Raw genomic sequence first — 25,221 nt, forward strand, 5'->3', positions numbered from 1 at the left:
CGTGTTCTTCAAAAATGAACTATACCGCACAACGAGCCGCCCCGTCCTGAATATTCCGCAGGGCCCGACACGGCAGACTGGTCCCATGAGCCCCGCCTTCGACGCCGGTCGCCTCGCCCACACGGACGTCCTCATCCTGCAGCAGGTGACGAGCTTCCTGTCCAACGACATCCAGGTGACAGACCCGGACGGGCGCACCGTCGTCTCGGTGGTCACCACGGGCGGGGGACTGGGCCGCATGCTGATGGGGAACCGCAGCTTCGACGTGGTCGACGGTGAGGACGGCCGCGTGCTCTTCCGCCTCGCCGACCCGGCCACCTTCGGCCGCGACCGCTACGCGATCCTGGACGTCGACGGGCTGCCCTTGGCCCACATCGTCCGCCAGTTCGCATTCCTGCGGACGTCCGTGAACGTCGAGGTCGTGGACGGCACGTGCTTCGCGGTGACCGGCGACCTGTGGGACCACGACTACACCATGACCGTGGGGCAGCGGCCGATCGCCCGCGTGACCGCGCGGTTCGGTGGCGTCATGAACGCCCTGGCCGGGCGCTCGCGGTACGAGATGCGCCTGGACCCCGGCATGCCGCCCGTGGTGCGCTGCGCCGTGCTCGGCACGGCCATCGCCCTCGACCTGATCCGGGCCAAGGACCGGCGCAGCAACGGCTGAGTCCGCCGAGCGCGCGGCCGTCTCGGCGGCGCCTCCGGGGCGTGCCTTGACGCCTCCCATAGGATTCGACGGTGGACTTCGGAGCGTACGGACGGCTGTTGCAGGACCCTCGGATCCGCCATCTGCTGGCGGTGGGGTTCATCGCCCGCTTCCCGCACACCGCGGCCGGGGTGATCCTCACCCTCCACGTGGCGCTCACGCTGGGGCTGGGCTACGGCCAGGCCGGCCTGGCCGCGGCGGCGATGACGCTGGGCATCGCGGTGGGTTCGCCGTGGCGGGGCCGCGTGGTGGACGCGAAGGGGCTGCGCCGCGCACTGCTGCCCTCCGTGATCGCGGAGGCGGTGATCTGGCCGATCGTCCCGTGGCTGCCGTTCTGGCCGATGCTCGTGGCCGTGTTCCTGGGCGGCGTGTTCTCCCTGCCGATCTTCTCCGTCGTCCGGCAGGGACTCGGCGTGCTCACCCACGGCAAGGACCGGCAGACGGCCTTCGCCCTGGACTCCATCGTCACGGAGACGATCTTCATGATGGGCCCGGCGCTGGGCGCCGTCGTCGCGGCCACGTGGTCGAGTGCCCTCGGCCTGACCATCGTGGGCCTGTCCAGCGCGCTGGGGGGCATCCTGCTGATGTGGTTCAACCCGCCCACGCGGTCGAGCCAGCTGGCCGTCGTCGGACCGGCGACCGAGGACCCGTACACCGAGGAGCAGGACCGTCAGGAGGCGATCGCCCAGGCGGTGACCGCCGCGCCCATGCACGTGGAGATGGCCGCCCCCAGTCTGGCCACCGGCGCGCTGCCGGCGATCACCGAGGCCATCCCGATCGTCACCGGGGCGCTGCCGGTGATCGCGGCGGACGGCTCCGGGCCGGCGACGGCGCCGCGCCGGGCCCGGGCCGAGCGGCTGCGGCAGTGGCGGCGGAGCCACTTCTCATGGGTCGGGTCGGAGGTGCTCGGCGTGCTCGTGGTGTCGATGGCGGCCGGGATCGTCATGGTCGGCACCGAGGTCTCGATGGTGGCCGAGCTGGAGTCGCAGGGTGCCGCGGCGTCGGTGGGCCTGGTGTATGCGTTCTGGTGCGGCGCCTCCGCCGTGGGCGGGCTGTTCTACGGGGCCTGGGGCCGCCAGGTGCACCCGTACCTGCTGATGGCGCTGTTCGCCGTGGCGACGGTGCCGCTCGCGCTCGTGGACGGGGTGTGGGCGCTCGCGCTGGCCTCGATCCCCTCGGGCCTGCTGACGGCGCCGACCCTGGCCTCGGCCTCGTCCCGGCTCTCGCACCTCGTAGTGGAGGAGCGGCGGGGCGAGGCGATGGGCTTCTACGGCTCGGCCATGACCGCGGGCGCCGCGATGGGCGCCCCGCTGGCCGGCGTGTTCATCGACGGCGTCGCCCCGTCCGCCGGCTACGTGTTCGCGGCGGCCGCGGGCTTCGTGCTCGTGCTGCTGGCCGTCCTGGCGACGGTGGCGCGCGGGCGGCGTTCCGCCTGAGCCGGGCCTGCTCCGCGGCTCAGGCCAGGAGCTCGTGGATGCGGCGGACCAGCAGGGTGGTGAGGTCCGCGTCGAAGTCCGCGGTGGAGGAGTCCATGAACAGGTGCCGGTCCGTGTCGTATTCGAAGAGGGCGGCGGGGCGGTCCGGGTGCTCGGCGGTGGCCGCGTAGGAGCGGGCGGTCTCGAGGTCGCCCTCGAGGGCCCAGGGGTCGCGGGTGCCGAGGTGGATCTGCAGGGCGGTGTGAGGCTGCCAGAGCGGGGCGTAGGCGTCGAGGGCCTCGGCGCCGGCCATGGCGATGCACGCGCGGAAGCCGGGGACCACCTGGGCGGCACGCCAGGCGGGCATCACGCCCATGCTGATGCCGAGCAACCTCCGGATTCGGCTTCCTACTAAGACCCCAGAGCCGCCATCAGTGAGTACACGGCGAGGTAGGCGGCGGCGCCAAATGCCAGCGACTTCGACACGAGGTCTAGCGGCTTGTTGTCGTAGAGGTCGAAGTGGCTGAGGATGCCAAAGAAGCCTGCGAGGGCTGCGTAGATACCTGTTATCGCGGTGACGTGCGTCAGGAAAGCGGTGATTGCCTCGCTGAGCAGCTCTTCGATGTCCGCTGTCTTTGGGTCGGCTTCTCTGAGAGCGACTATGCCTTCAAACGTCCAGGGCGATGCGGCTGCGATCGTGATTCCTACCGCGAGCACCGCGAGCACCATCGCCATCCACAGCCAGATAGGCCGGGCGTTAGGGGCTCGGAAGGGTGCTTGAGATTCGACGAGTTGGACACCCACCAAACAGAGACCAACCGCTTCGACAAAATATTGGCTTCGCCACCAGGCCTGGGCTCCAGCACAGTACGAAAAGATGGGGACCACGCAGCCAAGCGTGGCCCCCATCAGCGGATCAGTGGTTCAAAGGTCGGGGGTGCTCACGATCGGTTCCTCTCCAGTTACTTCCACCGTAGTGGAACTGCCCTCGGCTGCGTTCTGTTCCTTCGTACGATACAGCTGACGGATGCCGCGCAGTAGTGGCCAGGTTAGCAGGTGCGCGAGCTTGATCTCACCGTCGCGAAGCATCCGCACGGCGAGCTCCAAGCCCTCCTCGTTCTGGTCTAGGAGAGCCAATTTCGCCAACTTGAAGGTGTTGTCGCGTGTTGCGACGTCGAAACGTTCGACGTCAGCCCTTACATCAGCGAACCGGCCCACCTCTTTCGCGGCGATCCAGCCGTTGACCTGCATCACTAGCGCTGAGTAGGCGTTGTCGTTGGACATGGATGCGAGTGGCGCATCGCTCACGATCTGGCGGACTAGGTCGTATCGCTGTTCCTGGAGCATAAACATCGTTCGGTTTGAGAGATGGCGGAGCAGCCGAGGTACCCATTGCTTATCCGGAGTCAGCTTCACGCCGAGAGCCCAAACAAGGCTGTAGGCGACGAGCATCAGCGCATCGGCCGCGCGCGCAATGTAGGCGGAATCAACATCAAGAGACTGCCCTACCTTCACGTCGGTCTTGAACGCTGAAAGCCTTTCAACGTATTGCCTAGATGCGCTTCCTGCATTGTGCGCGATGCAGTGCCTACGTTGCACAGCCTCGCTGGCTACGAACGTACGCGCGGCCGAGATCTGCGAGATCTTGAAGGTGTCCTCGAAGAACTCAATCCAATCGAGCATCGAGCCGTGGAGGAGGTCGACTACGCTTTCGTCGACGAGGTGGTCTCTGACTTCATCGATCGAGTCGAATGCGCTGATCTCTGTCCATTTGAGGGTCCTTTCTTTGCCGAGTGCCCCGGGATGGACTTCGAAACAAGCGCGCGCCAGTTGATTGATGAACATCTCGAGCTCTGATACGAGGATCGTCAGCAAAGAAGAGTGCAGGAACCGGGCACCGAGTGAGGGCCGGATGGAACGCAGCACTGCGCTCACGTATGTTTGCTCGATGCCCTCGGGTAGGTCTGCTGAAACTTCGGCGAGTGCCTCGCTCAGAGCCGCCTCCCGCTCACCGGCTACAGTTCCCGTCGCCTCGTCAATCGATTGGAACACCCGCAGATACCGGTCCAGCACACTCTCATCGACTTCAGCCAGCTCACGAGTGAGCAATCTCTTGGCGCGGAGCTTTGCGTCGTTCAATTCTGCATCTCGTTCGTCGAAGTGTTCCGACATCCGCAGCACTTCGGACTGCCGGTTGGAGAACGTTGAGATCAGCAAGATGAGGCGTCCTATGAAGGCCTCTCCTGGGGACAGCTCTCGCGCCTCGGCCTGGTCTTCTGCCGGAGGCGCTGCGGCCTCTTCATCCGAGGTTCCGGCGGTCGGGATCTCATCGGGCGATGCCCCGTTTTCGTCTGCGGCGTGAGCGGCCGGCTCGGCCGAGATGATGAGTTCTTCCTGGGGCGCTGCGGCGACTTGACCAGCTGGTGCGGAGGCGGACTCTTGTGTAGCGGGCACTTCCGGTTGTCGCTCGTTCGTTGAAGTTCGTCCTTCCTCCATCGACCTGCCGTTGACCCCCGCCGGTGGCTGCTGTGTTCCCATGAACGTCACTTTATCCGGACGCATGAGAAACCCGCGAGGTCAGATAGCCATCCCGTCCGTCACGCCTGGGTGACGGACGGGACGATTCACCGATTCATGGCAGGTGCGCCGTGACGAAGTCGAAGGGCCTCTTGACTCGGAAGCCATAACGGCCTTCGTACATGAGGCGGAACGTGTTGTTCTCGGTGCGGTTCTTCCCGTCAAAGGCGAGCTCGTCGTCGCCGACGAGCAGAAGCTCGGCCTGCGTCCAGTCGGCCGCCATCGCGCGACCGGTGGGGAGGCCGGGGGAGGTGACGACGGGGCCGCCCAGACCGTGGAGGGGCTGCCCGTGATCCAGTCCGCGGCCGTCCCCGTTGGCCGCGCATGGGTGGTCGGCCACGCCCAGGTGCTCACCGTGCTGTGGGAGGGGACCACCGTGGCCGTCTCGAGCGACGCCTACTTCAGCTCGGATCGCGTCGCCGTGCGCGCGACCATGCGGGTTGGGTTCGGGTTCCCGGCCCCGGCCCGGCTGGCGGTGATCGCGCTCGACGGTGAGCCCATCGCCGCCTGGCCTTGCAACACGGGCACGAGGGCCCCGCGGACGTCCAAGAGGCGACGCGGGGCCTCATGCGTCTACGCGACGACGGAGGCCTCCTGGTGCTCAGCACACGCCCGCATGCCGCGCTGACCGATCTCCTCGAAGCCGATCTGCTCGGCGTGGGAGACACCCTCGTCCACGGTGGCGAAGGTGCGGCCGTCGTAGAGGTCAGGGGTGTGGACCGTGTGACCGCCGCTGGCGATCTGGTCGGCGAGCGCGCGCACGCCGTCCGTGAGACCGAGGGCGTGGTGGAAGAGGATGATCTGCGCCATGGGTCAGAGCGTAGACCGCGGTGGGCGGCCGGCCCAGAGTGCGGGTGGGTGATCGGGGCGAAGAAGTGAGGTGGCTCCGTCTTCAGCCGCGGGCGGGTTGGCGCTCATCGCGTGGAGGGCAAGCGCCGTGTTTCCCCGACTGGTGCCCTGGGTTCTCGTCGCGGTGACCCCATGACAGCACCGTCTCAGTCTTCACGTCGCGCGGTCGGAGACTGCGCGAGCGAGCGGCGAGGAATCTTCTGCATGAGTGCCGAGCCACTCGTGCGAACGGTGACGGGGCCGCTCGAGGTATGAGCGGGCAGCGGCCACCTGGCTCCATCCGTCCTGCGACCTTCAGGACGCCATCGCCCGACGCTTCCGCAGCTGAGAGGTCGTCGTCCTGACGCTGGCTGGCTCGGTCTCACGGATCTGCGTCACCGGTGGTGGGTCGCCGGGGCCCCGGGAGCACATCCGGTCGACGGCGACGACGGCATGAGCCGATGTGGCATCCCCTTCGGACGTGCGGCGACGACGGGGCGACCTGTCCGACTGCTCCCGGCCCACTCGCCCGCGGCGGTGACACGGGCATCGCCGACAGTGCGGTCACGCCGAGGCGGGAAACGCGAGCTGGCAGGGCATCCCGGGTTCGGGGACGGCGGGACTGATGTGCACGGCCCGGCCCGGCAGGGGCTCGACCTCGGTCAGCCGGGGCCAGATGAGCCGGTGCTCGGCGTTCGTCCCGGCCGGCACGAAGAAGCGGTGGGACAGGTGCAGCAGCAGCCGGCCCGTCGCCAGCTCGCGGCCGCCGAACACCGCCAAACGCAGCCCGACGGCCGCCGGACGGCCGAGCCAGTCGTGCACGTCCTCTTCGACCGTGCGGTAGGTGTCCCCGACGCGCAGGCCGGACCACGCGTTCCAGCCCGTGATCACGGCCGTGCCGCCGGCGGCCGCGAGCTCGCGCAGGCGGGCCAGGACGGCCTCCCCGGCTCCCTCGGAGTCCGGGGTCAGCACCGGCAGCCCGGACCGTGCGGCCGCCGCGGCCTCCCCGGTGCCGTCCAGCACGGCCACCGGCCCGCCGCTGCGCACCGCCACCTCGACGACGGCGGCCAGCGTCTCCGCGCGACCTCCCGCGGCCTCGACGATCCACGCGGTGCGTCCCTCCGCGCCGGCCGGCCACCGCCAGGGACGGTGCCGGCCGTGGGCCGCGTCGTCGAGCAGGGCCAGGGCCGTGGCCTCCGCCCGGCGAGCGCGGTCCGGCACCCAGCGCTCCGGCAGGGCGGGGGTGACCACGGGCGGAGGTGTCGGCCAGTCACCCGCCGCGTACTTCTCCACCAGGACCGAGACGACGGCCTCCCAGGGGGCGACGGCCGGGGCGGCCGCGGCCTCGCCCAGCCGTCGCCACACGGGCGTGCCGCCGTCGACCGTCCACTGGGACGCGCGGAACGAGACCGTCGGGCGCCCCGCCGTCGAGAGGATCGCGGAGCCGGGGCGACGCGGGTCGAGCCGGGCCGCGGCAGCCGTGCCCACCAGGTCCCATGACTCCTGCTCCGTCGCGGTGCGCAGGGCGATCGTGCTGCCCAGGTTCGAGCGCAGGTCCGAGCCCACCGCACCCGTGGCCCGCTGCGTGGCCAGGATGAGATGGAAGCCGAGGGAACGGCCCGTGGCGGCCAGACGCTGCAGGACGGCGGCCGCGTCCGGGTGGTCGTCCACGAGCACGCGCAGCTCGTCGATCGCCACGACGAGCCGAGGCAGCGCCGCGTCCGGATGGCGGCGGCGGAAGCCGGGATAGTCGCTGACCCCGGCCTCCGCGAAGAGGGCCTCGCGGCGATGCAGCTCCGCTCGGATGGCGCTCAGCGCCCGCAACGAGGCCGCTCCCACGTGGTTGGTCTCCAGGCTCATCGTGTGGGGGAGCGCGCCCAGCGGACCGAACGACGCGCCGCCCTTGAAGTCCAGCAGCAGGAACGCGACCTCGGCCGGCGGGTGGTGCGCCGCGGCCCCCAGCAGGAGGGACAGCAGGAGGTCCGACTTCCCGGATCCCGTGGTGCCCGCGATGAGCAGGTGTGGCCCGTCGGCGGCCAGGTCCATCTCGACGACGCCCGCCTCGTCACGGCTCCGGGCGAGGGCCACGGTGAGCCCGTCGACGGCATCGCGGGCGCCCACCTGCCCCGGTGGCGTGAGCGTGCCGTCCCCGTCGTCGGTGGGCAGCAGGCCGAGGTCCACGACGTCGTCGGCCAGCTCGGTCAGCCAGGCGACCAGGGTACCGTCGGCGAGACCGTCGGCGGCCATGTCCTCGAAGCGCTGCTGTTCGGCCGGGACCACGACGGTGCGCCCGCGCAGGTCGACGACGGCGTCCCCCGGCGCAGGCGGCGGCCCGGTGAAGTCGTACCGCGTCCAGGGCAGATCCGTCCGGGCCGTGGGCGTCGTCCCCGCGTCGTCGCCGATGGCGGCCCGCCACGCTCGCCACGCCGGATCCAGTGCCGCGTCCTCAGGAGCCGACACCAGCAGCCGCGGGCCGGACCCGCCCGACCACCAGGTGCGGCGGACTCCACCGGCCTCCACCACGAACGCGCCGTCGGCGGCCACCGCGTGCCGCAGGAGCTGGAACACCGCCCACCGGCAGGCCCCGGCCACATCGCGCGGTGGCCCGACCACGACGACGCGCGACTCCGGCGGTGACGTCGTCATCACGGTGCGCCGCGACGTGACGGCCTCCACCCATGCCTCGTCCGGGTCGTCCCGCGACAGGGACAGCGCCCCGACGCCGGAACCCCACGAGACCGCCACGGCCTCGTCGGCCCCTGCCGTCAGTCCGAAGCGGTCCGTCGCGCCGGAGCGGACGGCGCGGGCCACCCCACCGGGGCTCAGTGCCGCCCGAGCCCGCCGGCGGACGACCGCGTCCGCGCGGGCGGCGAGCAGCCGCGCATGCCGCAGCCGGGTACGGCGCTGCATCGCCAGCATGACCAGCGCCACCGCCACGGACAGGACGCCGAACAGCAGGAACATCGGGTTCCCCATCATCAGGACCAGGGCGACCCCGAGCACCAGCGGGCCCAGGGCCGCCACCAGCGGGATCACGACGGACTGCCGGGCCGGTGGGGATCCGAGGTCGACGGCGGGCGGCTCCGGCGTGATCGGCCGCGGCAGGGCGGCCCCGGGCCCGCGGACCAGGCCTAGGGCGGTCCGGCCCACAGGGAGCGGGCTGCGGCCGTCCCACAGGCGTCCGGTGTCCCGAGGACCGTCGTGGACGTGCAGCCCGGTGGGCGCGAGCCGCAGACGCATCGGCCGCGACGGGGCTGAGGGGTCGTCCAGCAGCAGCCGTGCCCCACCGCGTCCCACGCTCAACCCGCCCTCCCCCAGAGGGACGAGGCGGCCGGCGTCGGGTCCGTGCTCGGTGACCACCGCGAGCTCCGGCCCCCGGGCCGGTGCACTCCCGACCCGTTCCGCGTACGTCACGCTGCGCCGCCCGGCAGCGCACCGGCGCAGCGACCGGGCGGGAAAACGTTCCCGCACCGCCCGGTCCTGCTCGTCCGCGCCGGCGGGGAAGTGCTCCACCCGCCATGTCTCGGGAGCGGCCCCGCCCAGGATCCGCACGCTCCAGGCCATCCCCGCCCCTCCCTCCTGAGACCGGCGACTGGCCCGTCCGGCCGCCTGGGGACGACCCTGCCACGGCCTGATGGCGGTTCGGGCGGCCTGTGGACAACTCACCGTCGAACGGGTCCGCCGCCACGTTGTCCACAGTCATGGTGTCCTGGGGCACACGCATCGACGGAACGGGGTATCTTCCTGATCGAGACATGTGCGGCGCTGGGGATGGCGCCGAACCGGGCACAGGAGGGACACATGGATGCGGTGCGCATTCTCGAGGACGAGATCCGGGAGATCGTCCGGCGGCAGGGCATCGACCCGCAGCGTGAGCACGCCCGGGTCCTGACGCTCATCCAGGACGCGGCCGCGGACTACGAGTCCCGCGCGATGGTCAGCTCGCTGCCAGACCTGGAGGATCCCGTGGCGGCGCGGCAGGACCTGTTCGACCGCATCGCGGGCCTCGGGCCGCTCCAGCGGCTCATGGACGATCCCTCCGTGGAGGAGATCTGGCTGAACGCGCCGGACGCCGTCTACTGCGCGCGGTCCGGCCGCTCCGAGCTGACGGGCATCGTCCTGACCGAGGAGGAGGTGCAGGACCTCGTCGAAGTCATGTTGAAGTCCTCGGGCCGGCGGCTGGACCTGTCGATGCCGTTCGTCGACGCGGCCCTGCCGGACGGTTCGCGCCTGCACGTGGCCATCCCCGACATCACGCGGCGGCACTGGGCCGTGAACATCCGGAAGTTCATCGCCCGGGCGCGCCGGCTGGACGACCTCGTCCGGGGCGGTTCCCTCACTCCGACGGCGGCCCGCTTCCTGGACGCGGCCGTGGACGCGGGCATGAACATCCTCGTCAGCGGAGCCACCCAGGCCGGCAAGACCACCCTGCTCAACTGCCTGGCCTCGGCCATCGGCCCGCGGGAGCGCGTGATCACCGTGGAGGAGATCTTCGAGCTGCAGATCCCGGTGCGCGACGTCGTCGGGCTGCAGTGCCGCCAGCCGAACCTGGAGGGCCACGGCGAGATCCCGCTGCGCCGCCTCGTCAAGGAGGCGCTGCGGATGCGCCCGGACCGCCTGATCGTCGGCGAGGTGCGCGAGGCCGAGGCACTGGACATGCTCGTCGCGCTGAACTCCGGCCTGGCCGGCATGTGCACGATCCACGCGAACTCGGCCGCGGACGCACTCACGAAGCTCTGCACGCTGCCCCTGCTGGCAGGGGAGAACATCTCCCGGGACTTCGTCGTCCCGACGGTCGCCACGTGCATCGACGTCGTCGTGCACTGCGAGCGCGACCGCCAGGGCCGCCGGCGGGTGCGGGAGATCCTCACCGTCGGCTCACGGGTGGAGGGTGGGGTCATCGAGACGTCGGCGCTCTTCCAGCGCGACACCGAGGGCGACCTGCGCCTCAACGAGGGTGCGAACCTGGAGTTCGAGGCGCTCGCCCGTCGCGGCGTGGACGTCCACGAGCTGGTGGGGCTCCGCTGATGGCCGCGCTGCTGGGGCTCGCGCTCGGCTGCGGCCTGTTCCTGCTGTGGTGGTCCCTCTGGTCCCCTCCCACGGAGAGACCCGAGGCCGCCCGCGCCGACTCGCGCTTGCGTGTGCTGATCGCCCAGTCCGGCATCCAGCGCCTCAGCCCGGCCGGCGTCGTGTCCGCCATGGCCGTCGGCGGTCTCGTGGTCGGGCTGCTCGTCCTGTCGCTGACCGGCACGTGGACCATCGCCGCGTGCTTCGCCGTCTTCGGGGCGGCCGTGCCCTGGCTGCTGCTGTCCTGGCAGGCCCGTCGGCGGTCCACGGCACTGCGCGAGCTGTGGCCGGACGCGATTGACCACGCCCGGTCGGCCATCCGCGCGGGCCTGACTCTCCCGGAGGCGCTCATCCAGCTCGGGGAGACCGGGCCGGAGGGGCTGCGCGAGCCGTTCCAGCACTTCGCCCGGGACTACCGGGCCGGAGCCCGCTTCGTGGACGCACTGGACCGGCTCAAGGCCCGGATGGCCGACCCCGTCGCGGACCGCCTGGTGGTCTCGCTGCGCCTGACCCGCGAGGTCGGGGGCGCCGACATCGGCCGTCTGCTGCAGACCCTCTCCGAGTTCCTCCGGCAGGACGCCCGCATCCGCGCCGAGCTCGAGGCCCGGCAGTCGTGGACCGTGAACGCGGCCCGGTTGGCGGTGTGCGCCCCGTGGCTCGTGCTCCTGCTGCTGGGGACCCAGCCCGCCGCGGTCGCGGCCTATCGGTCCGCCGCCGGCGGGGCCGTGCTCCTCGCCGGCATGGTGGCCTCCGTCGTCTGCTACCGCGTCATGCTCCGCATCGGCGCGCTGCCCCGGGAGAAGCGGGTGTTCGCATGACGTCCGCGCTGATCTGGGCTGCGCTCCTGGGCCTCACCCTCGGGGCGGGACTGCTCCTCATCCTGGTCACCCAGCCGGTGGGCTGGCGCCCCAGCCTCGAGCAACGGGTCGAACCGCAGCTGCGCCACCACATCCCGGCCTCCCGCCTCCTCGAGGAGGAACGTGCGGGCGCCTCGCCCTGGGGAACGTGGGGACGCATCCTCGATCCCGTGGTGCAGGCCGGAGTCGGCTGGGTCCAGCGCATCTCCCCGGGCGGGGCGGCGCTCGACCGCAAACTGGCCGCCGCGGGGCTCGCGGTCACGTCGACGGACTTCCGTGCCCAGCAGGTCCTGAGCGCGGCCGCGGGGGCCGCCGTGGCGGCCGTCCTCGCGCTCAGCCTCACCGTCACGGGCCGCGTGCCGGTGATCACGGGGGTCGCCCTCGTGATCGCCGGCGGCATGGCCGGGTTCCTGCTCCGGGAGCAGCTGCTCTCCCTGCGGGTGCGACGGCGGCGCGAGGCCATCCTCTCCGAGTTCCCGTCCGTGGCCGAGCTGTTCGCGCTCTCGGTGGGCGCGGGGGAGAGCGCCGCCGGAGCGCTCGAACGCATCGCGGGGACGGCGCGCGGGGAGCTGGCCGGCGAGTTCCGCACCACGCTCGCCGACATGCGTGCCGGGGCGTCGCTGTCCGCGGCGCTCAAGGCCATGGGACGGCGCGTGCAGCTGGCCCCCGTCGAACGGTTCATCGGGGGCGTGCTCATCGCGCTCGACCGCGGCACGCCCCTCGCCGACGTCCTGCGCGCGCAGGCCCAGGACGTGCGTGAGATGGGTCGCCGCGAGCTCATGGAGGCCGCCGGCCGGAAGGAGATCCAGATGATGGTCCCCCTCGTGTTCGGCATCCTCCCGCTCACGGTGATCTTCGCCGTCTTCCCCGGCATCTCCCTGATGCGCCTGGGGTTCTGAAGACCCACAACTGAATAGTCCATCCATCCACCCACGATCACCATCCACTCCGGCCGCACGGGCGGCCGGCCACCCGAGGAGGGGACCATGCTCCACCACCACGCCATCACCGTCCTGGCCGCCCTGCGCGCCCTCATCCACGACGACGTCCGCGACGAGCGCGGCGACGTCCCCGGCTGGGTGATGATCACCCTCATGTCCGCCGTGCTCGTGGCCGGCCTGCTGGCCCTCGCCCTACCGGCGCTCCAGGGACTGTTCAACCAGGCCATCTCCCAGGTGTCCCAGGGCGGCTGAGCATGCCCCGGGGTGCTGTCCACGCCGTGCCGGTGCCCCGTGGCGTCCACATGGGCGTCCGCTGGCGGGACGACCGGGGCGCCGCGGTGGCCGAGTCCACCATGGTGATGACCCTGGTCGTCCTGCTCTTCGCGGCGCTGCTCCAGGCCGGCGTCGTGATCCACACGCGCAACGTGATGATCGACGCCGCCTCCGCCGGCGCCCGGTACGGGGCGCTCGCGGACCGGAGCCCCGAGGACGGCGTCCAGCGGGCTCGGGAGCTGCTCTCGGCCGGCGTGCCCGGCCAGTCCGGGGCCGACGTCGCCGCGGAGCTCACCAGCCAGGACGGGGTCCCGGTCCTGCGCGTCACGGTCTCGAGCTCGCTGCCCGGCCTGGGGTTCCTGCCGGGCCCGATCCCCGTGGAGGTGAGCGGTCATGCGTTCCGTCAATGACGTCCGCGACGAGCGGGGAGCGGCCACGGTCGAATTCCTGGGCCTCACCCTCGTCCTGCTGATCCCCGTGGTGTACCTGATGATCTACGTCTCCCAGGTCCAGGCCGCGGCGTTCGCCTCGGTCGCCGCCGCGGACCAGGCCGTCAAGGCCGTGGTCGCCGAGGCCGATCACCCCAGCGCAGGCGCCGCCCACGCCACCGTCGAGCTCACGCTCGCCGACTACGGCGTGGGCGCCGGCCAGTACGACCTGACCGTCGGCTGCGACCAGGGCGGCTGTGGCACGCTCGAACCGGGCGAGGTCGTCGCCGTGCGGGTGGACGTGGGGGTGCCCGTCCCTCTCACGCCGGCAGCGTGGTCGCTGACCCCCGTGACGGTGGGTTCCGACGCCCGGCAGACGGTGCCGAGGTTCTGATGAGCCGCCGCCTCACCGCTCGCCTGGGTCACGACGACGGGCAGACCACCGTCCTCACCGTCGGCCTGTGCGCCGTGCTCGTGGCCCTCATGCTGGTCATGCTCGCGGTCACCACCGTGCAGTTGCAGCACCGTCGCCTGCAGTCGCTCGCGGACTCGGCCGCCGTCGCCGGGGCAGAGGAGCTCGGCTTCCGGCTGGGGGAGGACCCGGGCGTCGTGCTCTCCGACGACGACGTCGCCGCCTCCGCCAGCGCACACCTCGCGGCCGTCGGTGCCCAGGAGGCCGTGCCCGGGCTCGGCGGGATGAACGCCCGCGTGGCCGACGACGGCACCACCGTCGTCGTCACCCTCGACGCCCGGGCCGATCTGTTCGCCATGACCGGCCCGTTCGCGGGGACACTGCCCCTGTCGGTCCCCCTCGAGGCGACGGGCAGCAGTCGCACTAGCCTGGCCCGGTGATCCGCTTCCTCCACGGCATCGGTGGCCGACCCGCCCACTTCGAGCCCCTGGCCGACGCGCTCGACGCCGCGGCCGACCTCGCGGTCTCACCCGCCCTGCCCGGCCACCCGGGCACGGGCGCCAGCGATCCGGACCGCCACCGCGCCGCACGGCCGGCGACCGATGCGGACCCCGTCCTCGACGCCGCCCGCACCTGGGCGGCGCAGGCCGGCCCCGTGCCGGGGCTGCTGATCGGCCACAGCACGGGCGGGGTCATCGCACTGCGCGCCGTCGCCGACGGGCTGGTGCGGCCCCGCGCCCTCGTGGTCATCGACTCGAACGTCCCGGTGACGGACACCGCCCTGGCCGCCCGGGCGGCCAAGGCCCGCCTCGCCGCCCGCTCGGACTGGCGGAGCATGCTCCGCGCCTCGCTCGCACGCGACCTCCTCGCCCCGGAGCCGTGGCGCGAGCGGATCCTGACCGACCTGGACGCCACGCCGGACCATCCGATGCGCGAGCTCTGGGCCGCCGTCCTCGCCGCGGACACCCGTGCCCTCTGGGCCGGCATCACCGTCCCGGTGCTGTACGTGCGCAGCACCCGGGACGTCCACCAGCGAGACCTGGACGCGGTCATCGCGCACACCACCGTCGTCGACGTCGGCCTGGGCCACTGGCCGCACGTCGCGGAGCCCGAGGCCGTCGCCGGGGTGATCCGGCGCTGGCACACGACCGGCGTCCACCCCACGCGGTAGGCTGGCCGAATCATGGCTGACACTGACTTCTCCGCGGAGATCGACTCCCTGCGCCACACCCTGGCCTCCATCGAGCAGGTCTCGGACCTCGACCGCATCAAGGCGGACATCGCCGAACTGGAGCAGCAGGCCTCCGCACCGGACCTCTGGGACGACCCGGAGGAGGCCCAGAAGGTCACCTCCAAGCTCTCCCACCGTCAGACGGACCTCAAGCGCATCACCTCCCTGGAGGGCCGCATCGAGGATCTGGAGACCATGGTCGAGCTCGCCGCGGAGGAGGACGAGCCCTCCCTCCTGGACGACGCCAACCAGGAGCTGACCTCCATCCGCAAGGCCCTGGAGGAGCTCGAGGTCGTCACGCTGCTCAGCGGCGAGTACGACCAGCGCGACGCCGTCGTGACCATCCGCGCGGGCGCCGGCGGCGTGGACGCGGCCGACTTCGCCGAGACCCTCATGCGCATGTACCTGCGCTGGGCCGAGCAGCGTGGCTGGTCCACCAAGGTCATGGACACCTCCTACGCGGAGGAGGCCGGCCTGAAGTCCGTCACCTTCGAGGTCAACGCGCCCTTCGCGTTCGGCACCCTCTCCGTGGAGGCCGGCACGCACCGCCTCGTGCGCATCAGCCCCTTCGACAACCAGGGCCGCCGCCAGACGTCCTTCGCGGCGGTCGAGGTGGTGCCGCTGATCGAGTCGGACGACTCCATCGAGATCCCCGAGTCCGAGATCAAGGTGGACGTGTTCCGCTCCTCGGGCCCCGGCGGCCAGTCCGTGAACACCACGGACTCCGCCGTCCGCATGACGCACCTGCCCACCGGCATCGTCGTGTCCATGCAGAACGAGAAGTCGCAGATCCAGAACCGTGCCGCCGCCCTGCGCGTGCTCCAGTCCCGCCTGCTGCTGCTGCGCAAGGCCGAGGAGGACGCGAAGAAGAAGGAGATGGCCGGCGACGTCAAGGCGTCCTGGGGCGACCAGATGCGCTCCTACGTGTTGAACCCGTACCAGATGGTCAAGGACCTGCGCACGGGCCACGAGGAGGGCAACCCCTCCTCCGTGTTCGACGGCCACATCGACGATTTCGTGGACGCCGGGATCCGCTGGCGCGCCGAGCAGGTCAAGGCCGCCCAGGAGGACTGAGCCCCGCGGCGCGGCCCCGCCGCCCGGGCCACCACGACGCCGGCCCGCACCTCCGCAGCGAGGCGCGGGCCGGCGTCGTCGTTCAGGCTCCGCAGGGGCCTCGGGCCTGGCCTGGGAGACCGGCCCGGTGGAATGCTCGAAGCGCCGGGGCGGGCGCCCCCGCGCGCCGGCCCGGCACCCGATTCCATCCCCACTCAGGAGGTCGACCAGCATGACCATGCGCGCCGCCCGTTGGCACGGCAAGAAGGACATCCGCATCGAGGAGATCGACTCGCCCACGGCCGGTCCAGGGCAGGTCCTCGTGGACGTCGCGTGGTGCGGCATCTGCGGCACGGACCTGCACGAGTACCTCGAGGGTCCGATCTTCATCCCGCCGGCCGGGCACCCGCACCCGATCTCCGGCGACGCCGCCCCCGTCACGCTCGGCCACGAGATGTCCGGCACCGTCGCCGCCCTGGGCGAGGGCGTCACGGACCTCGAGGTCGGCCAGAAGGTCGTCGTGGAGCCGTACATCGTGCGCGAAGAGGACCAGGACCGACCGGACTACAACCTCGCGCCGGACATGAACTTCATCGGCCTGGGCGGCAACGGCGGCGGCCTGGCCGAGCAGATCGCGGTGCAGCGCCGCTGGGTCCACCCGGTGGCCGACTCCGTGCCTCTCGACCAGGCCGCGCTCATCGAGCCGCTCTCGGTGGCCCACCACGCGTGGGTGCGGGCCGGCTCCCCGACGTCGGGCGTGGCCGTGATCGGCGGCGCCGGCCCCATCGGCGCGCTCACCGCGGCCGTGCTCAAGGGCAAGGGCCTGACGGTGTACGTCTCCGAGCTCTCCGAGCTGCGCCGGCAGAAGGTGCTCGAGGCCGGCGTGGTGGACGAGGCGTTCGACCCCCGCGAGGTGGACGTGCCCGCGAAGATCCGCGAGCTGCACGACGGCCAGGGCGCGGACGTGGGCTTCGAGTGCACCTCGGTGGACGTGGTGCTGGACATGCTGCTGGACGCGGTCCGTCCCGGCGGGGAGATCGTCAACGAGTCCATCTGGGGCCACGAGCCCGCCGTGGCCCTGCACAAGCTGGTGATGAAGGAGATCGACCTGCGCGGCACCATCGCGTACGCGAACGACCACGCGGACACCATCCGCATGGTCGAGGACGGCGCCGTGGACCTCGCGCCGTTCATCACCGGCAAGATCGGCCTCGACGACCTGGTCGACCAGGGCTTCGAGACCCTCATCCACCACAACGAGACGGCCGTGAAGATCCTCGTCTCGCCGACCGGCCAGGGTCTCTGAGGCTCCGGCCCGACCCCCGGACGTCCCGACGACGGCCCGCGCCCGCAGCCGGCGGGTGCGGGCCGTCGGGTCCCTGCACCGCGGCGCGCCGTCATGGATGCGTCGTCGCCTGGCGCGCCTGTGACCGGGGTCATAGACTGCATTTGAGTGAATCGTGATGAACCGAGTTGAACGTCCCAGGAGGACCGCATGACCGCCGAGCTGCCCCAGCCTCAGCCCACCGATGCCGTGATCGTGGGCGGTGCCCGCACGCCCTTCACCCGGCTGCTCTCGCAGCAGGCCGACCTGCGCGCCGTGGACCTGGGCGCCCACGCGATCACGCACGCGCTCGAGCGCGCCGGCGTGGCCCCCGAGGACGTGGACATGGTCTACATGGGCCAGGTCGTGCAGGCCGGCGCGGGCCAGAACCCGGCCCGCCAGTCCGCGCTCGCCGCGGGCATCCCGTGGAACGTCCCGGCCATGACGATCAACAAGGTGTGCCTGTCCGGCCTCACCGCCGTGATCGACGCCGCCCGTCTCATCCGCCTCGGCGAGGCGGACGTGGTGGTGGCCGGCGGTCAGGAGTCCATGACCAACGCCCCGCACCTGCTGCCCGGCGCGCGCAAGGGCTTCAAGTACGGCCCGGCCACCATGCTCGACGCCGTCGCGTGGGACGGCCTCACCGACTCCCTGAGCCACGAGGCCATGGGCGAGCTGACCGAGTCCGGCAACGGCGAGCGGAACATCGCCCGCGCCGAGCAGGACGAGGTCGCCGCGGCCTCGCACCAGCGGGCCGCCCGGGCCCAGTCCGAGGGCGTCTTCGAGGGCGAGATCGCCCCGGTGGAGGTCCCGCAGCGCAAGGGCGACCCGCTGGTCGTCTCCCAGGACGAAGGGGTCCGCCCGGACACGACCGCCGAGTCGCTGGGCGCTCTGCGCCCGGCGTTCGCGAAGGACGGCACGATCACGGCCGGCAACTCCTCGCCCCTGTCCGACGGCGCCGCCGCCCTCGTGGTGACCTCCCGTGCCTTCGCCGAGGAGAAGGGCCTGACGATCCTCGCCACGGTGGGCGCACCCGGCCAGACCGCCGGCCCGGACAGCTCGCAGCTGCACTCGCAGCCCTCCGACGCGATCAACGCCGCCATGCGGAAGCAGGGCTGGGACGTGGCCGACCTCGACTTCATCGAGATCAACGAGGCGTTCGGCGCGGTGGCCGTCCAGTCCCTGCGCGACCTCGACTACCCGCACGAGAAGACCAACATCCACGGCGGCGCCATCGCCCTGGGCCACCCGATCGGCGCGTCCGGCGCCCGGCTGGCCCTGCACGCCGCCCTCGAGCTCGACCGGCGCGACGGCGGCCGCGCGGCCGTCTCGCTCTGCGGCGGCGGCGGCCAGGGCGAGGCCCTGATCCTCTTCCGCTGACGGACCGCCCCTGAGAGAAAGGACCCCGGACATGGCTCTCGACAAGACCGTGGCCACGCCCGCCGAGGCGGTGGCGGATGTGCCGGACGGCGCGTCCCTGGCCGTCGGCGGCTTCGGACTCTCCGGCAACCCCGTGCAGCTCATCGAGGCCCTGCTCGAGCAGGGCGCCACGGACCTGTCCGTCGTCTCCAACAACTGCGGCGTGGACGGCTGGGGCCTGGGCCTCCTGCTCGGCGCGCGCCGGCTGCGGAAGATGACCTCCTCCTATGTGGGGGAGAACAAGGAGTTCGCCCGCCAGTACCTCGAGGGCGAGCTCGAGGTGGAGCTCGTCCCGCAGGGCACCCTCGCGGAGAAGCTCCGTGCCGGCGGCGCCGGCATCCCGGCGTTCTACACCCGCTCCGGCGTCGGCACCCAGGTGGCCGAAGGCGGCCTGCCCATGCGCTACGACGCGGACGGCACCGTGGTGAAGTCCTCGCAGGCCAAGCCCACGGACACGTTCGTGCTCGGCGAGGGCTACCTCAGCCAGACCCCGGACGAGCCCGAGACCTATGTGCTCGAACGCTCCATCGTCACCGACTTCTCCCTCGTGCACGCCTGGAAGGGCGACCGCCACGGCAACCTCGTGTTCCGCAAGGCCACCCGCCAGTTCGGCCCGCCCGCGGCCATGGCCGGCCGGGTGTGCATCGCCCAGGTGGAGGAGCTCGTCGAGCCCGGCGAGATCGACCCGGATGACGTGCACCTGCCCGGTGTCTTCGTGCACCGGATCGTGGAGGTCGGCACGGACATCGAGAAGCGGATCGAGAAGCGCACCGTGCGCGCATCGGGGGAGGAGCAGGCATGAGCGAGCAGACCACTGAGCGTCCCCAGGGCCTGAGTCGTGACCAGATGGCGGCCCGCGCCGCCCAGGAGCTGCCGGACGGCGCCTACGTCAACCTCGGCATCGGCATGCCCACGCTGATCCCCAACCACATCCCCGCCGGGCGGTCCGTGGTGCTGCAGTCCGAGAACGGCATCCTCGGCACGGGCCCGTACCCCACGGAGGACGCCGTGGACCCGGACCTGATCAACGCGGGCAAGGAGACCGTCACCGTGAACCCGGGGGCGTCCTTCTTCGACTCCGCGCTGAGCTTCGGCATGATCCGCGGCGGCAAGATCGACGTCGCCGTCCTGGGCGGCATGGAGGTCTCCGCCGCGGGCGACCTGGCCAACTGGATGGTGCCCGGCAAGATGGTCAAGGGCATGGGCGGTGCGATGGACCTCGTCCACGGCGCCGGCCGCGTGATCGTCATGATGGACCACGTGTCCAAGGACGGGACCCCCAAGATCGTCGACCAGTGCACCCTGCCCCTGACCGGCCGCGCCGTCGTCGACCGCATCATCACGGACCTGGCCGTGATCGACGTCGTCGGCACCCCGGAACAGCCCCGCCTGGCGCTCGTGGAGACCGCGCCCGGCATCACCGAGGAGCAGGTCCGCGCGCTCACCGGCGCGCCGCTGGACTGAGCCGACGACGCCGCCCCGCGGCCCCGGCGCACCGCCTCGGCGGGCATCGGGCCGGCACGGGATAGACTGGACGGCCGCGCCCTGATCGGGGCGCGGCCGTCGCCGTGGACGCTGGAAGGACGTGAGGCCATGGGCAAGAACAGCAAGGGCAAGGCCGCCAAGCAGCCGGCCCCCGGCGAGCGCCAGGTGATCGCCAACAACAAGAAGGCGCGCCACGACTACACCATCCTCGACACGTACGAGGCCGGCATGGTGCTCACCGGCACCGAGGTGAAGTCGCTGCGCGAGGGCAAGGCCTCGCTCGTGGACGGCTTCGCGGTCTTCTACCGGGACGAGCTGTGGCTCGAGCAGGTCTACATCCCGGAGTACCTCAACGGCTCGTGGACCAACCACGCCGCCCGCCGCCGCCGCAAGCTGCTGCTGCACCGCGCCGAGCTGACGAAGATCTCCCGCCAGATCCAGGATCCGGGCCTGACCATCGTGCCGCTGTCCCTGTACTTCCTGAACGGGCGCGTGAAGGTGGAGATCGGCGTCGCGCGCGGCAACCGCGAATACGACAAGCGGCACAAGCTGCGCGAGCAGCAGGACAACCGCGAGGCCCAGCGGGCCATGCGGATGCGCAACCGGCGCGCCGGCGTGGCCTGAGCGCGGTGGACCCCTTGGGAATGCCTCGGGGGCGTGCTACGTTGTATCTCTCGCAGGGCCGGTTTCAGGACCGGCGGGCCTCGCGCCCTCCGCCTGCAGTGGTGATTGACAACCTCATAGAGGAGTCGCCCCCATGGGGCCGATCGGTTTCGACGGTGTGTGTCGCGTCGGGAGAAGCGGGCCGAGGATGCAGAGTCATCTCGTCAAACGCTCTCTGCAAACCAATAAGTGCCGAATCCAAGCGCACTGACTTCGCTCTCGCTGCCTGATCAGTGATCGAGTCCGTCACCCCGAGGTCGCTGTCGCCTCGGATCGTGGCGTCAGCTAGATAGCCACTGGGCGTCACCCTCGCCGGGGGTCGTGACGCCGACATCAATCCGGCTGGGTCCGGGTTGGCCGCCCGTCTGCGGGACGGCCAGGACCGAGCAACACCCACAGCAGACTGCGCCCGGAGAAGACCCGGCAACACCTCATCGGACGCGGGTTCAATTCCCGCCGGCTCCACTCACCACCACGGGAAGGCCCCGGAATCACCCCGATTCCGGGGCTTTTTCGCGTCTTCATGCGGTTGTGGTTCGCTGTCCGCCCGGTCAGGGGCGGTCGCTGATGGTCACACGGTAGCATGGGTCTTGACCGCAAGTTGTCCATACGGTCAGGAATCCCGACGCCGAGGTGAGCATGGTCAACCCCCCGAAGAAGAAGACCCCACGCGGGATCACCCAGGTCGGGCCGCGCAACTATCGCGCCCGGATCATGGTTGACGGGGCGCACCACTCACTCGGCTACTTCCAGACCATCAGCGACGCCCGCGCCGCACTGGAAATCGCCCGCGCCGACCTCGCCCGAGGTGTGTTCATCCCACCCGCCGAGCGCAAAGCCGCCGCCCGAGCTGCAAACGCTCGCGCCCAGCTCGAACAAGAACAGGCAGGGCGCACCGTGGCCGAACTCGCCGCCGCATGGCTTGCATGGCTGAAACGACGCGGGCGCAAACAGGGCACCATCTACACCTACGAACGGCGTCTACACGCCCACTACCTGCCCGAGTTCGGTACACGCCCCGTGCAGTCCGTCACCGGCCCTGAGACGCGCGTGTGGGCCGACACCGCCCCCCACGACGCCGTGCGCAACGTCGCCGCTATGTGGGCATACGGGGCGGGGGAGAGCAAAGGTCTGGACGCGCGAACGTTCCAGCCGTGGTGTGAAGACAACCCCGCCGCCGGGCTGGACCTCAGCACCCCCGAGCGGACCACCAACCGCAACGAGCAGATTGCCACGCCCGAGCAGATCGCGGCCATTGCCGAGCACATGCCCGAGGGGGAGCGTCTGGCCGTGTTGCTGTCCGGCTGGGCTGGGCTGCGCATTGGGGAAGTCCTCGCCCTGCGCCGCCGTCATGTCCACTACAACGGTTCACGTTGGACGGTCACCGTTGCTGAGCAGGTCCAGGCGCGGGGGAGCGGCGTACGTATCGAGACGCCGAAGACCCGTGCGGCACGCCGGACTATCCCGGTCCCGCCCATCGTCGTGTCGTCCCTGGAGACTCACCTAGAGGGGATGGACTCCGCTGAGACGGACGCGCTGCTGTTTCCCCGCCACCCTGGCAGTCCAGAGCCACACCACCCGAACACGGTGCGCCAGCATTTCAATAGGGCCGTCGCTGCGGTGAACCTCGCCACGGCGACGGCGAATGCGGACCGCGAGCCGGGGGAGCGCGTGGCGTTGTTGGAGTCGTTCACCTGGCACGGCCTGCGTCATAGTGCTCTGACACACCTGGGGCACCAGGGCGCGACCCTGGCCGACCTCATGGCCTTTGCCGGGCATACGGACATTGAGGCGGTGAAGGTGTATCAGCATGCGACGTTGGATCGCCTGGCAACCCTGACTGCGGGGATGGGTGACGGCGCGCATGGCATTTCCTGAGCGGGCTTGACCGCTCCCGCCGCGTGAGGGTAGCCTGATGATAAGTCGCTAGAAATGCGACTAGCTCCCGTCATGCCGGAAACCACGGGACCGGCCCTACTGACCATCGGTCGGAGGATTCCGTCTGTGGCCCATGTGCCCGGCGTTGAGAGATGGATTAGGGGCGCGCACGAAAGTTCGTGACCATGCTTGACAGCCCGCGACGGTGGGCGGTACCCTAAAACAAGCGGGAGAAGTGTTTCTAAATGCTCTTCGGCTCAGATCGCCTGACGACTACCCGCTCCGAGGTTCGCCCCGGACGTTGACACCCCAACTCCCGGCATCCCCAAATCCGGCCCGCGCCGTGTGGGTTGTTGACAGGGCATGAGGCCCCTCAGAAGCGGTATTCGTCGCCCCCGTTGCGCACAGTTGAACACCTGCGGCCATACTTGACAGCTCCCCCCGCCGGGCCCTAGCCTGTGATTAAGTCGCTAGAAATGCGACTAGCTCCCGTCATGCCGGAGACCACGGGACCGGCCCTGCTGAGTTTCACTCGGAGGATTGGGGGGGAGGGCTCCGCTCGCTGGCCCGCCGGCGACGTAGACAGGATCGCTAAGAAGCGCGCCCAAAATCCGTTGCACGACGGTCGGTCAGAGAGGTTCGCCTCCAACCGCTAAAAGTACCTCCAACGTGCCCATTTCCAGGCCGTCCCACACGGGGCGGCCTTTGTTGTGCCCAGCCCGGCGCGGGTGAGTGCTCGCGCATACGCTTGACACCGCCCCACCTGTCACCTACTGTGTGTTTAGGTCGCCACTCGTCTGAGGGGCGGCCTTTCTCGTGCCCAGCCCCAGAACAGAAACGGCCACGGCACAACACCACACGGCAGTGCAGAGAGGAGCGCCTCCAGCCGTAAGCCCCCCAGCCACCCCACCCATTCTTAGGCCGTCCCACACGGGGCGGCCTTTTTCGTACCCAGCCCCGCAAGGGGCTTTTTTTGTGCCCACAGAAAGGAACCCGCCGTGAAGCACACCCCCACCCCGTTCGAGTTCGACACCAAGACCGCAGCCGAATACCTCGGGATTTCAGAATCCACATTCCGCCGCATGGTGGCCCGTGGAGAAGTCAAGGCGTACCGCATCGGACAGCGCGCTATCCGATTCCGTCGCGCCGATCTCGACCGAGCCGTGAAGGAGGTAAACCCCGCCACGTTCGCAGCTGTGAACGGCTGACCCCGCAACCGCACACCTCACCAATGATGACGCCGGGGAGGGAACAAAAGGAGAGCCCGGCCCGTCACGATGCGCCACCCGGCGCAGATCGGAAAACCAATGTTCCCTAGCAAGAATGAACGCCGCCCCCTCACCCCGGGAGCGGCGTCCAACCACACCGATTCAGCACCTACCGAAGACCCGAATCTGTCTCTTATTTTACCGGATTCATCGGATCTTGTCGCGGGCGTTTTCGTGCTCGTGGTGACAGTGCCAGACGACCCCGAACCCCGCCACCGTCGCCGGATCTTCTTCAGCCTGAAGGCTGCGGAGAGGGCTGCTGCCCGCGCCGTCACGCGCGGCCACCGGGCCGAGGTGGTCCTGTGCCGTCTCGTGCCGGAGACCTACGGAGGTGAGGCCCGTGTCTGAGCTGCTGCGCAAGATCGCTGAGACATTCGCGCCCACCTGTGCGTGCGGGGACGCGGCCCGCGCCCTCGCACACGTACTGGCCGGGCTGACCGATACCGAGGTGTACCGCCAGGGCTACAACGCCGGACGCGCCGACCTCGTGGCCGAACAGATCGACTACCAGTCATCCCGTGCCCTCCGCGCCCAGGCCGCACGCAAGCAGTGGGACGCGAACGCTAAACGCTCGTGGTGGGCCGACTGTGAGTGTGCCGCGTGCAAGGGCGCACCTGCTGATGGGTGGTGCCGCTGCGTGTTCTGCCAGGTGGCCGGATTCGTCGGAGACCAGGTGTTTCGTTACGGCGAACATGATGCAGACGGGGGCCGCGTGGTGACCGAACGGACGATGGGGGCAGGGGGTATCTACGTTGACGCCGCATGATCTCGAAGAACTCGACATGACGGATGAGACGGACGGTTCGGCCTATTCGTCCGGTCCGTCCGGTCCGTCCGGTTCGACCAGAGAGACCGGACCGATTGGCCCGATTCCGCACCTGGCACACCGCCGCACGCGCCGAGGAGGTGGCCGACCTTGACCACGCCGCATGACCTGGAAGAGATCGACCTGAGCACTGCAACCCGTGAGCGCCCGGACTACTTCGCGCCCGACCTCTACGCCGAGCAGACGCCCGCACCTGAGCGCCTGGGGGAGCAGCACCGGGGACAACTCCGCATGGCCCACCGGCTCGCCGAGGCCTATGAGGGCCGTTTGATGTACGTCAACGGCATGGACTGGCACCACTGGGACGGAACACGGTGGGCACCGGATGAGACCGCCGCCGCTGAACGTGCCGTGCACGACGTGCTGCGCTCCGCTCTGGCCGAGTCCCACGACGGTGACCGCAACCTGCGTGATGATGTGCGCCGGTGCGAGAACGCCGCCGGCATTCGCGGCGTCCTGGACATCGCGGCCACCCTGCCCGGTATCCGGGTGCCGGTGTCTGCCCTCGACGCTGACCCGTACCTGCTGAACGTCGCCAACGGGACGTTGGACCTGCGAACGCGCACCCTG

25 protein-coding genes, 1 other RNA gene and 1 pseudogene are annotated in these 25,221 nt (G+C 70.6%); 21 read left to right on the forward strand and 6 right to left on the reverse strand.

Annotated elements, in window-relative coordinates:
- Nucleotides 1–85 precede the first annotated feature (85 nt).
- Nucleotides 86–667: an LURP-one-related/scramblase family protein gene (locus tag ACFI33_RS08975; protein ID WP_095346601.1), complete on the forward strand. Its 582-nt coding sequence runs from the start codon at nt 86–88 to the stop codon at nt 665–667.
- Nucleotides 668–738: 71 nt separating this feature from the next.
- Nucleotides 739–2,142, forward strand: coding sequence for an MFS transporter (locus ACFI33_RS08980; protein ID WP_095346599.1), 1,404 nt, complete (start codon nt 739–741; stop codon nt 2,140–2,142).
- Nucleotides 2,143–2,161: 19 nt separating this feature from the next.
- Here the strand turns inward: ACFI33_RS08980 and ACFI33_RS08985 are convergent, their stop codons facing one another.
- From ACFI33_RS08985 to ACFI33_RS09010, 6 genes are all read right to left on the reverse strand, one after another.
- Nucleotides 2,162–2,488 (reverse strand): hypothetical protein, encoded by a 327-nt coding sequence (locus ACFI33_RS08985; protein WP_377681202.1) that lies wholly within the window; start codon nt 2,486–2,488, stop codon nt 2,162–2,164.
- A 44-nt stretch (nt 2,489–2,532) separates the two neighbouring features.
- Nucleotides 2,533–2,856 carry a hypothetical protein gene (locus tag ACFI33_RS08990; RefSeq protein WP_158184564.1) on the reverse strand — a complete coding sequence of 108 codons (324 nt, stop codon included), beginning with the start codon at nt 2,854–2,856 and terminating at the stop codon, nt 2,533–2,535.
- Between the two features lie 189 nt (nt 2,857–3,045).
- Nucleotides 3,046–4,659: a hypothetical protein gene (locus tag ACFI33_RS08995; RefSeq protein WP_152744288.1), complete on the reverse strand. Its 1,614-nt coding sequence runs from the start codon at nt 4,657–4,659 to the stop codon at nt 3,046–3,048.
- A 94-nt stretch (nt 4,660–4,753) separates the two neighbouring features.
- Complete coding sequence (locus ACFI33_RS09000; RefSeq protein WP_170079929.1) at nt 4,754–5,038, reverse strand: hypothetical protein; 285 nt, start codon at nt 5,036–5,038, stop codon at nt 4,754–4,756.
- Nucleotides 5,039–5,271: 233 nt separating this feature from the next.
- On the reverse strand, nt 5,272–5,508 hold the full coding sequence (locus ACFI33_RS09005) for a dienelactone hydrolase family protein (protein ID WP_236649763.1): 237 nt from the start codon (nt 5,506–5,508) through the stop codon (nt 5,272–5,274).
- 582 nt (nt 5,509–6,090) lie between these two features.
- On the reverse strand, nt 6,091–9,090 hold the full coding sequence (locus ACFI33_RS09010; RefSeq protein WP_158184561.1) for an FtsK/SpoIIIE domain-containing protein: 3,000 nt from the start codon (nt 9,088–9,090) through the stop codon (nt 6,091–6,093).
- Nucleotides 9,091–9,327: 237 nt separating this feature from the next.
- Between ACFI33_RS09010 and ACFI33_RS09015 the strand changes: the two genes are divergently transcribed.
- The 19 genes and pseudogenes from ACFI33_RS09015 to ACFI33_RS09105 all read left to right on the forward strand — a co-directional run.
- Nucleotides 9,328–10,554 carry a CpaF family protein gene (locus ACFI33_RS09015; RefSeq protein WP_004167684.1) on the forward strand — a complete coding sequence of 409 codons (1,227 nt, stop codon included), beginning with the start codon at nt 9,328–9,330 and terminating at the stop codon, nt 10,552–10,554.
- Nucleotides 10,554–11,411 carry a type II secretion system F family protein gene (locus ACFI33_RS09020; RefSeq protein WP_158184560.1) on the forward strand — a complete coding sequence of 286 codons (858 nt, stop codon included), beginning with the start codon at nt 10,554–10,556 and terminating at the stop codon, nt 11,409–11,411. Before ACFI33_RS09015 ends, ACFI33_RS09020 begins: the two co-directional genes overlap by 1 nt.
- Nucleotides 11,408–12,349, forward strand: a complete 942-nt coding sequence (locus ACFI33_RS09025) for a type II secretion system F family protein (protein ID WP_010079079.1) — start codon at nt 11,408–11,410, stop codon at nt 12,347–12,349. Before ACFI33_RS09020 ends, ACFI33_RS09025 begins: the two co-directional genes overlap by 4 nt.
- A gap of 87 nt (nt 12,350–12,436) precedes the next feature.
- Nucleotides 12,437–12,643, forward strand: a complete 207-nt coding sequence (locus tag ACFI33_RS09030) for a hypothetical protein (RefSeq protein ID WP_010079078.1) — start codon at nt 12,437–12,439, stop codon at nt 12,641–12,643.
- Between the two features lie 2 nt (nt 12,644–12,645).
- Nucleotides 12,646–13,074: a TadE/TadG family type IV pilus assembly protein gene (locus ACFI33_RS09035; protein WP_010079077.1), complete on the forward strand. Its 429-nt coding sequence runs from the start codon at nt 12,646–12,648 to the stop codon at nt 13,072–13,074.
- A complete protein-coding gene (locus tag ACFI33_RS09040) occupies nt 13,058–13,486 on the forward strand; it encodes a hypothetical protein (protein WP_036313982.1) in 429 nt (142 codons plus the stop codon). Before ACFI33_RS09035 ends, ACFI33_RS09040 begins: the two co-directional genes overlap by 17 nt.
- The gene (locus ACFI33_RS09045) at nt 13,486–13,944 is read left to right on the forward strand and encodes a pilus assembly protein TadG-related protein (protein ID WP_095346593.1); all 459 of its coding nucleotides are present in this window, start codon (nt 13,486–13,488) and stop codon (nt 13,942–13,944) included. Before ACFI33_RS09040 ends, ACFI33_RS09045 begins: the two co-directional genes overlap by 1 nt.
- Nucleotides 13,941–14,675: an alpha/beta fold hydrolase gene (locus ACFI33_RS09050; RefSeq protein WP_095346591.1), complete on the forward strand. Its 735-nt coding sequence runs from the start codon at nt 13,941–13,943 to the stop codon at nt 14,673–14,675. Before ACFI33_RS09045 ends, ACFI33_RS09050 begins: the two co-directional genes overlap by 4 nt.
- A 12-nt stretch (nt 14,676–14,687) precedes the next feature.
- A complete protein-coding gene (gene prfB / locus ACFI33_RS09055; protein ID WP_061867909.1) occupies nt 14,688–15,809 on the forward strand; it encodes a peptide chain release factor 2 in 1,122 nt (373 codons plus the stop codon).
- Between the two features lie 217 nt (nt 15,810–16,026).
- Nucleotides 16,027–17,094, forward strand: coding sequence for a 2,3-butanediol dehydrogenase (locus tag ACFI33_RS09060; RefSeq protein ID WP_069941469.1), 1,068 nt, complete (start codon nt 16,027–16,029; stop codon nt 17,092–17,094).
- Nucleotides 17,095–17,283: 189 nt separating this feature from the next.
- A complete protein-coding gene (locus ACFI33_RS09065; RefSeq protein WP_036313976.1) occupies nt 17,284–18,492 on the forward strand; it encodes an acetyl-CoA C-acetyltransferase in 1,209 nt (402 codons plus the stop codon).
- A gap of 31 nt (nt 18,493–18,523) precedes the next feature.
- A complete protein-coding gene (locus ACFI33_RS09070) occupies nt 18,524–19,333 on the forward strand; it encodes a CoA transferase subunit A (RefSeq protein WP_144818295.1) in 810 nt (269 codons plus the stop codon).
- Complete coding sequence (locus tag ACFI33_RS09075; RefSeq protein ID WP_063190316.1) at nt 19,330–19,995, forward strand: CoA transferase subunit B; 666 nt, start codon at nt 19,330–19,332, stop codon at nt 19,993–19,995. The genes ACFI33_RS09070 and ACFI33_RS09075 overlap by 4 nt, the downstream gene beginning before the upstream one ends.
- A gap of 129 nt (nt 19,996–20,124) precedes the next feature.
- Nucleotides 20,125–20,640: an SsrA-binding protein SmpB gene (smpB, locus tag ACFI33_RS09080; RefSeq protein ID WP_044659238.1), complete on the forward strand. Its 516-nt coding sequence runs from the start codon at nt 20,125–20,127 to the stop codon at nt 20,638–20,640.
- Nucleotides 20,641–20,775: 135 nt separating this feature from the next.
- Nucleotides 20,776–21,147: a transfer-messenger RNA gene (gene ssrA, locus ACFI33_RS09085) on the forward strand.
- 171 nt (nt 21,148–21,318) lie between these two features.
- Nucleotides 21,319–22,557, forward strand: a complete 1,239-nt coding sequence (locus ACFI33_RS09090; RefSeq protein ID WP_462623958.1) for a tyrosine-type recombinase/integrase — start codon at nt 21,319–21,321, stop codon at nt 22,555–22,557.
- A 998-nt stretch (nt 22,558–23,555) separates the two neighbouring features.
- Nucleotides 23,556–23,765, forward strand: a complete 210-nt coding sequence (locus ACFI33_RS09095; protein WP_145032001.1) for a helix-turn-helix transcriptional regulator — start codon at nt 23,556–23,558, stop codon at nt 23,763–23,765.
- A gap of 400 nt (nt 23,766–24,165) precedes the next feature.
- A complete protein-coding gene (locus ACFI33_RS09100) occupies nt 24,166–24,591 on the forward strand; it encodes a hypothetical protein (protein ID WP_462623959.1) in 426 nt (141 codons plus the stop codon).
- A gap of 150 nt (nt 24,592–24,741) precedes the next feature.
- A pseudogene (locus ACFI33_RS09105) lies at nt 24,742–25,221 on the forward strand (hypothetical protein); the annotation flags it as partial.

Source organism: Micrococcus sp. PSi08 (assembly GCF_054960655.1).

Bases quoted from the DNA above. Each gene is read 5' to 3' on its own strand.
- ACFI33_RS08975 (WP_095346601.1), top strand. From the start codon at position 86: ATGAGCCCCGCCTTCGACGCCGGTCGCCTCGCCCACACGGACGTCCTC.
- ACFI33_RS08985 (WP_377681202.1), bottom strand. From the start codon at position 2,488: ATGCCCGCCTGGCGTGCCGCCCAGGTGGTCCCCGGCTTCCGCGCGTGC.
- ACFI33_RS08990 (WP_158184564.1), bottom strand. From the start codon at position 2,856: ATGGCGATGGTGCTCGCGGTGCTCGCGGTAGGAATCACGATCGCAGCC.
- ACFI33_RS08995 (WP_152744288.1), bottom strand. From the start codon at position 4,659: ATGGGAACACAGCAGCCACCGGCGGGGGTCAACGGCAGGTCGATGGAG.
- ACFI33_RS09005 (WP_236649763.1), bottom strand. From the start codon at position 5,508: ATGGCGCAGATCATCCTCTTCCACCACGCCCTCGGTCTCACGGACGGC.
- ACFI33_RS09010 (WP_158184561.1), bottom strand. From the start codon at position 9,090: ATGGCCTGGAGCGTGCGGATCCTGGGCGGGGCCGCTCCCGAGACATGG.
- ACFI33_RS09015 (WP_004167684.1), top strand. From the start codon at position 9,328: ATGGATGCGGTGCGCATTCTCGAGGACGAGATCCGGGAGATCGTCCGG.
- ACFI33_RS09020 (WP_158184560.1), top strand. From the start codon at position 10,554: ATGGCCGCGCTGCTGGGGCTCGCGCTCGGCTGCGGCCTGTTCCTGCTG.
- ACFI33_RS09025 (WP_010079079.1), top strand. From the start codon at position 11,408: ATGACGTCCGCGCTGATCTGGGCTGCGCTCCTGGGCCTCACCCTCGGG.
- ACFI33_RS09030 (WP_010079078.1), top strand. From the start codon at position 12,437: ATGCTCCACCACCACGCCATCACCGTCCTGGCCGCCCTGCGCGCCCTC.
- ACFI33_RS09035 (WP_010079077.1), top strand. From the start codon at position 12,646: ATGCCCCGGGGTGCTGTCCACGCCGTGCCGGTGCCCCGTGGCGTCCAC.
- ACFI33_RS09040 (WP_036313982.1), top strand. From the start codon at position 13,058: ATGCGTTCCGTCAATGACGTCCGCGACGAGCGGGGAGCGGCCACGGTC.
- ACFI33_RS09045 (WP_095346593.1), top strand. From the start codon at position 13,486: ATGAGCCGCCGCCTCACCGCTCGCCTGGGTCACGACGACGGGCAGACC.
- prfB (WP_061867909.1), top strand. From the start codon at position 14,688: ATGGCTGACACTGACTTCTCCGCGGAGATCGACTCCCTGCGCCACACC.
- ACFI33_RS09060 (WP_069941469.1), top strand. From the start codon at position 16,027: ATGCGCGCCGCCCGTTGGCACGGCAAGAAGGACATCCGCATCGAGGAG.
- ACFI33_RS09065 (WP_036313976.1), top strand. From the start codon at position 17,284: ATGACCGCCGAGCTGCCCCAGCCTCAGCCCACCGATGCCGTGATCGTG.
- ACFI33_RS09070 (WP_144818295.1), top strand. From the start codon at position 18,524: ATGGCTCTCGACAAGACCGTGGCCACGCCCGCCGAGGCGGTGGCGGAT.
- ACFI33_RS09075 (WP_063190316.1), top strand. From the start codon at position 19,330: ATGAGCGAGCAGACCACTGAGCGTCCCCAGGGCCTGAGTCGTGACCAG.
- smpB (WP_044659238.1), top strand. From the start codon at position 20,125: ATGGGCAAGAACAGCAAGGGCAAGGCCGCCAAGCAGCCGGCCCCCGGC.
- ACFI33_RS09090 (WP_462623958.1), top strand. From the start codon at position 21,319: ATGGTCAACCCCCCGAAGAAGAAGACCCCACGCGGGATCACCCAGGTC.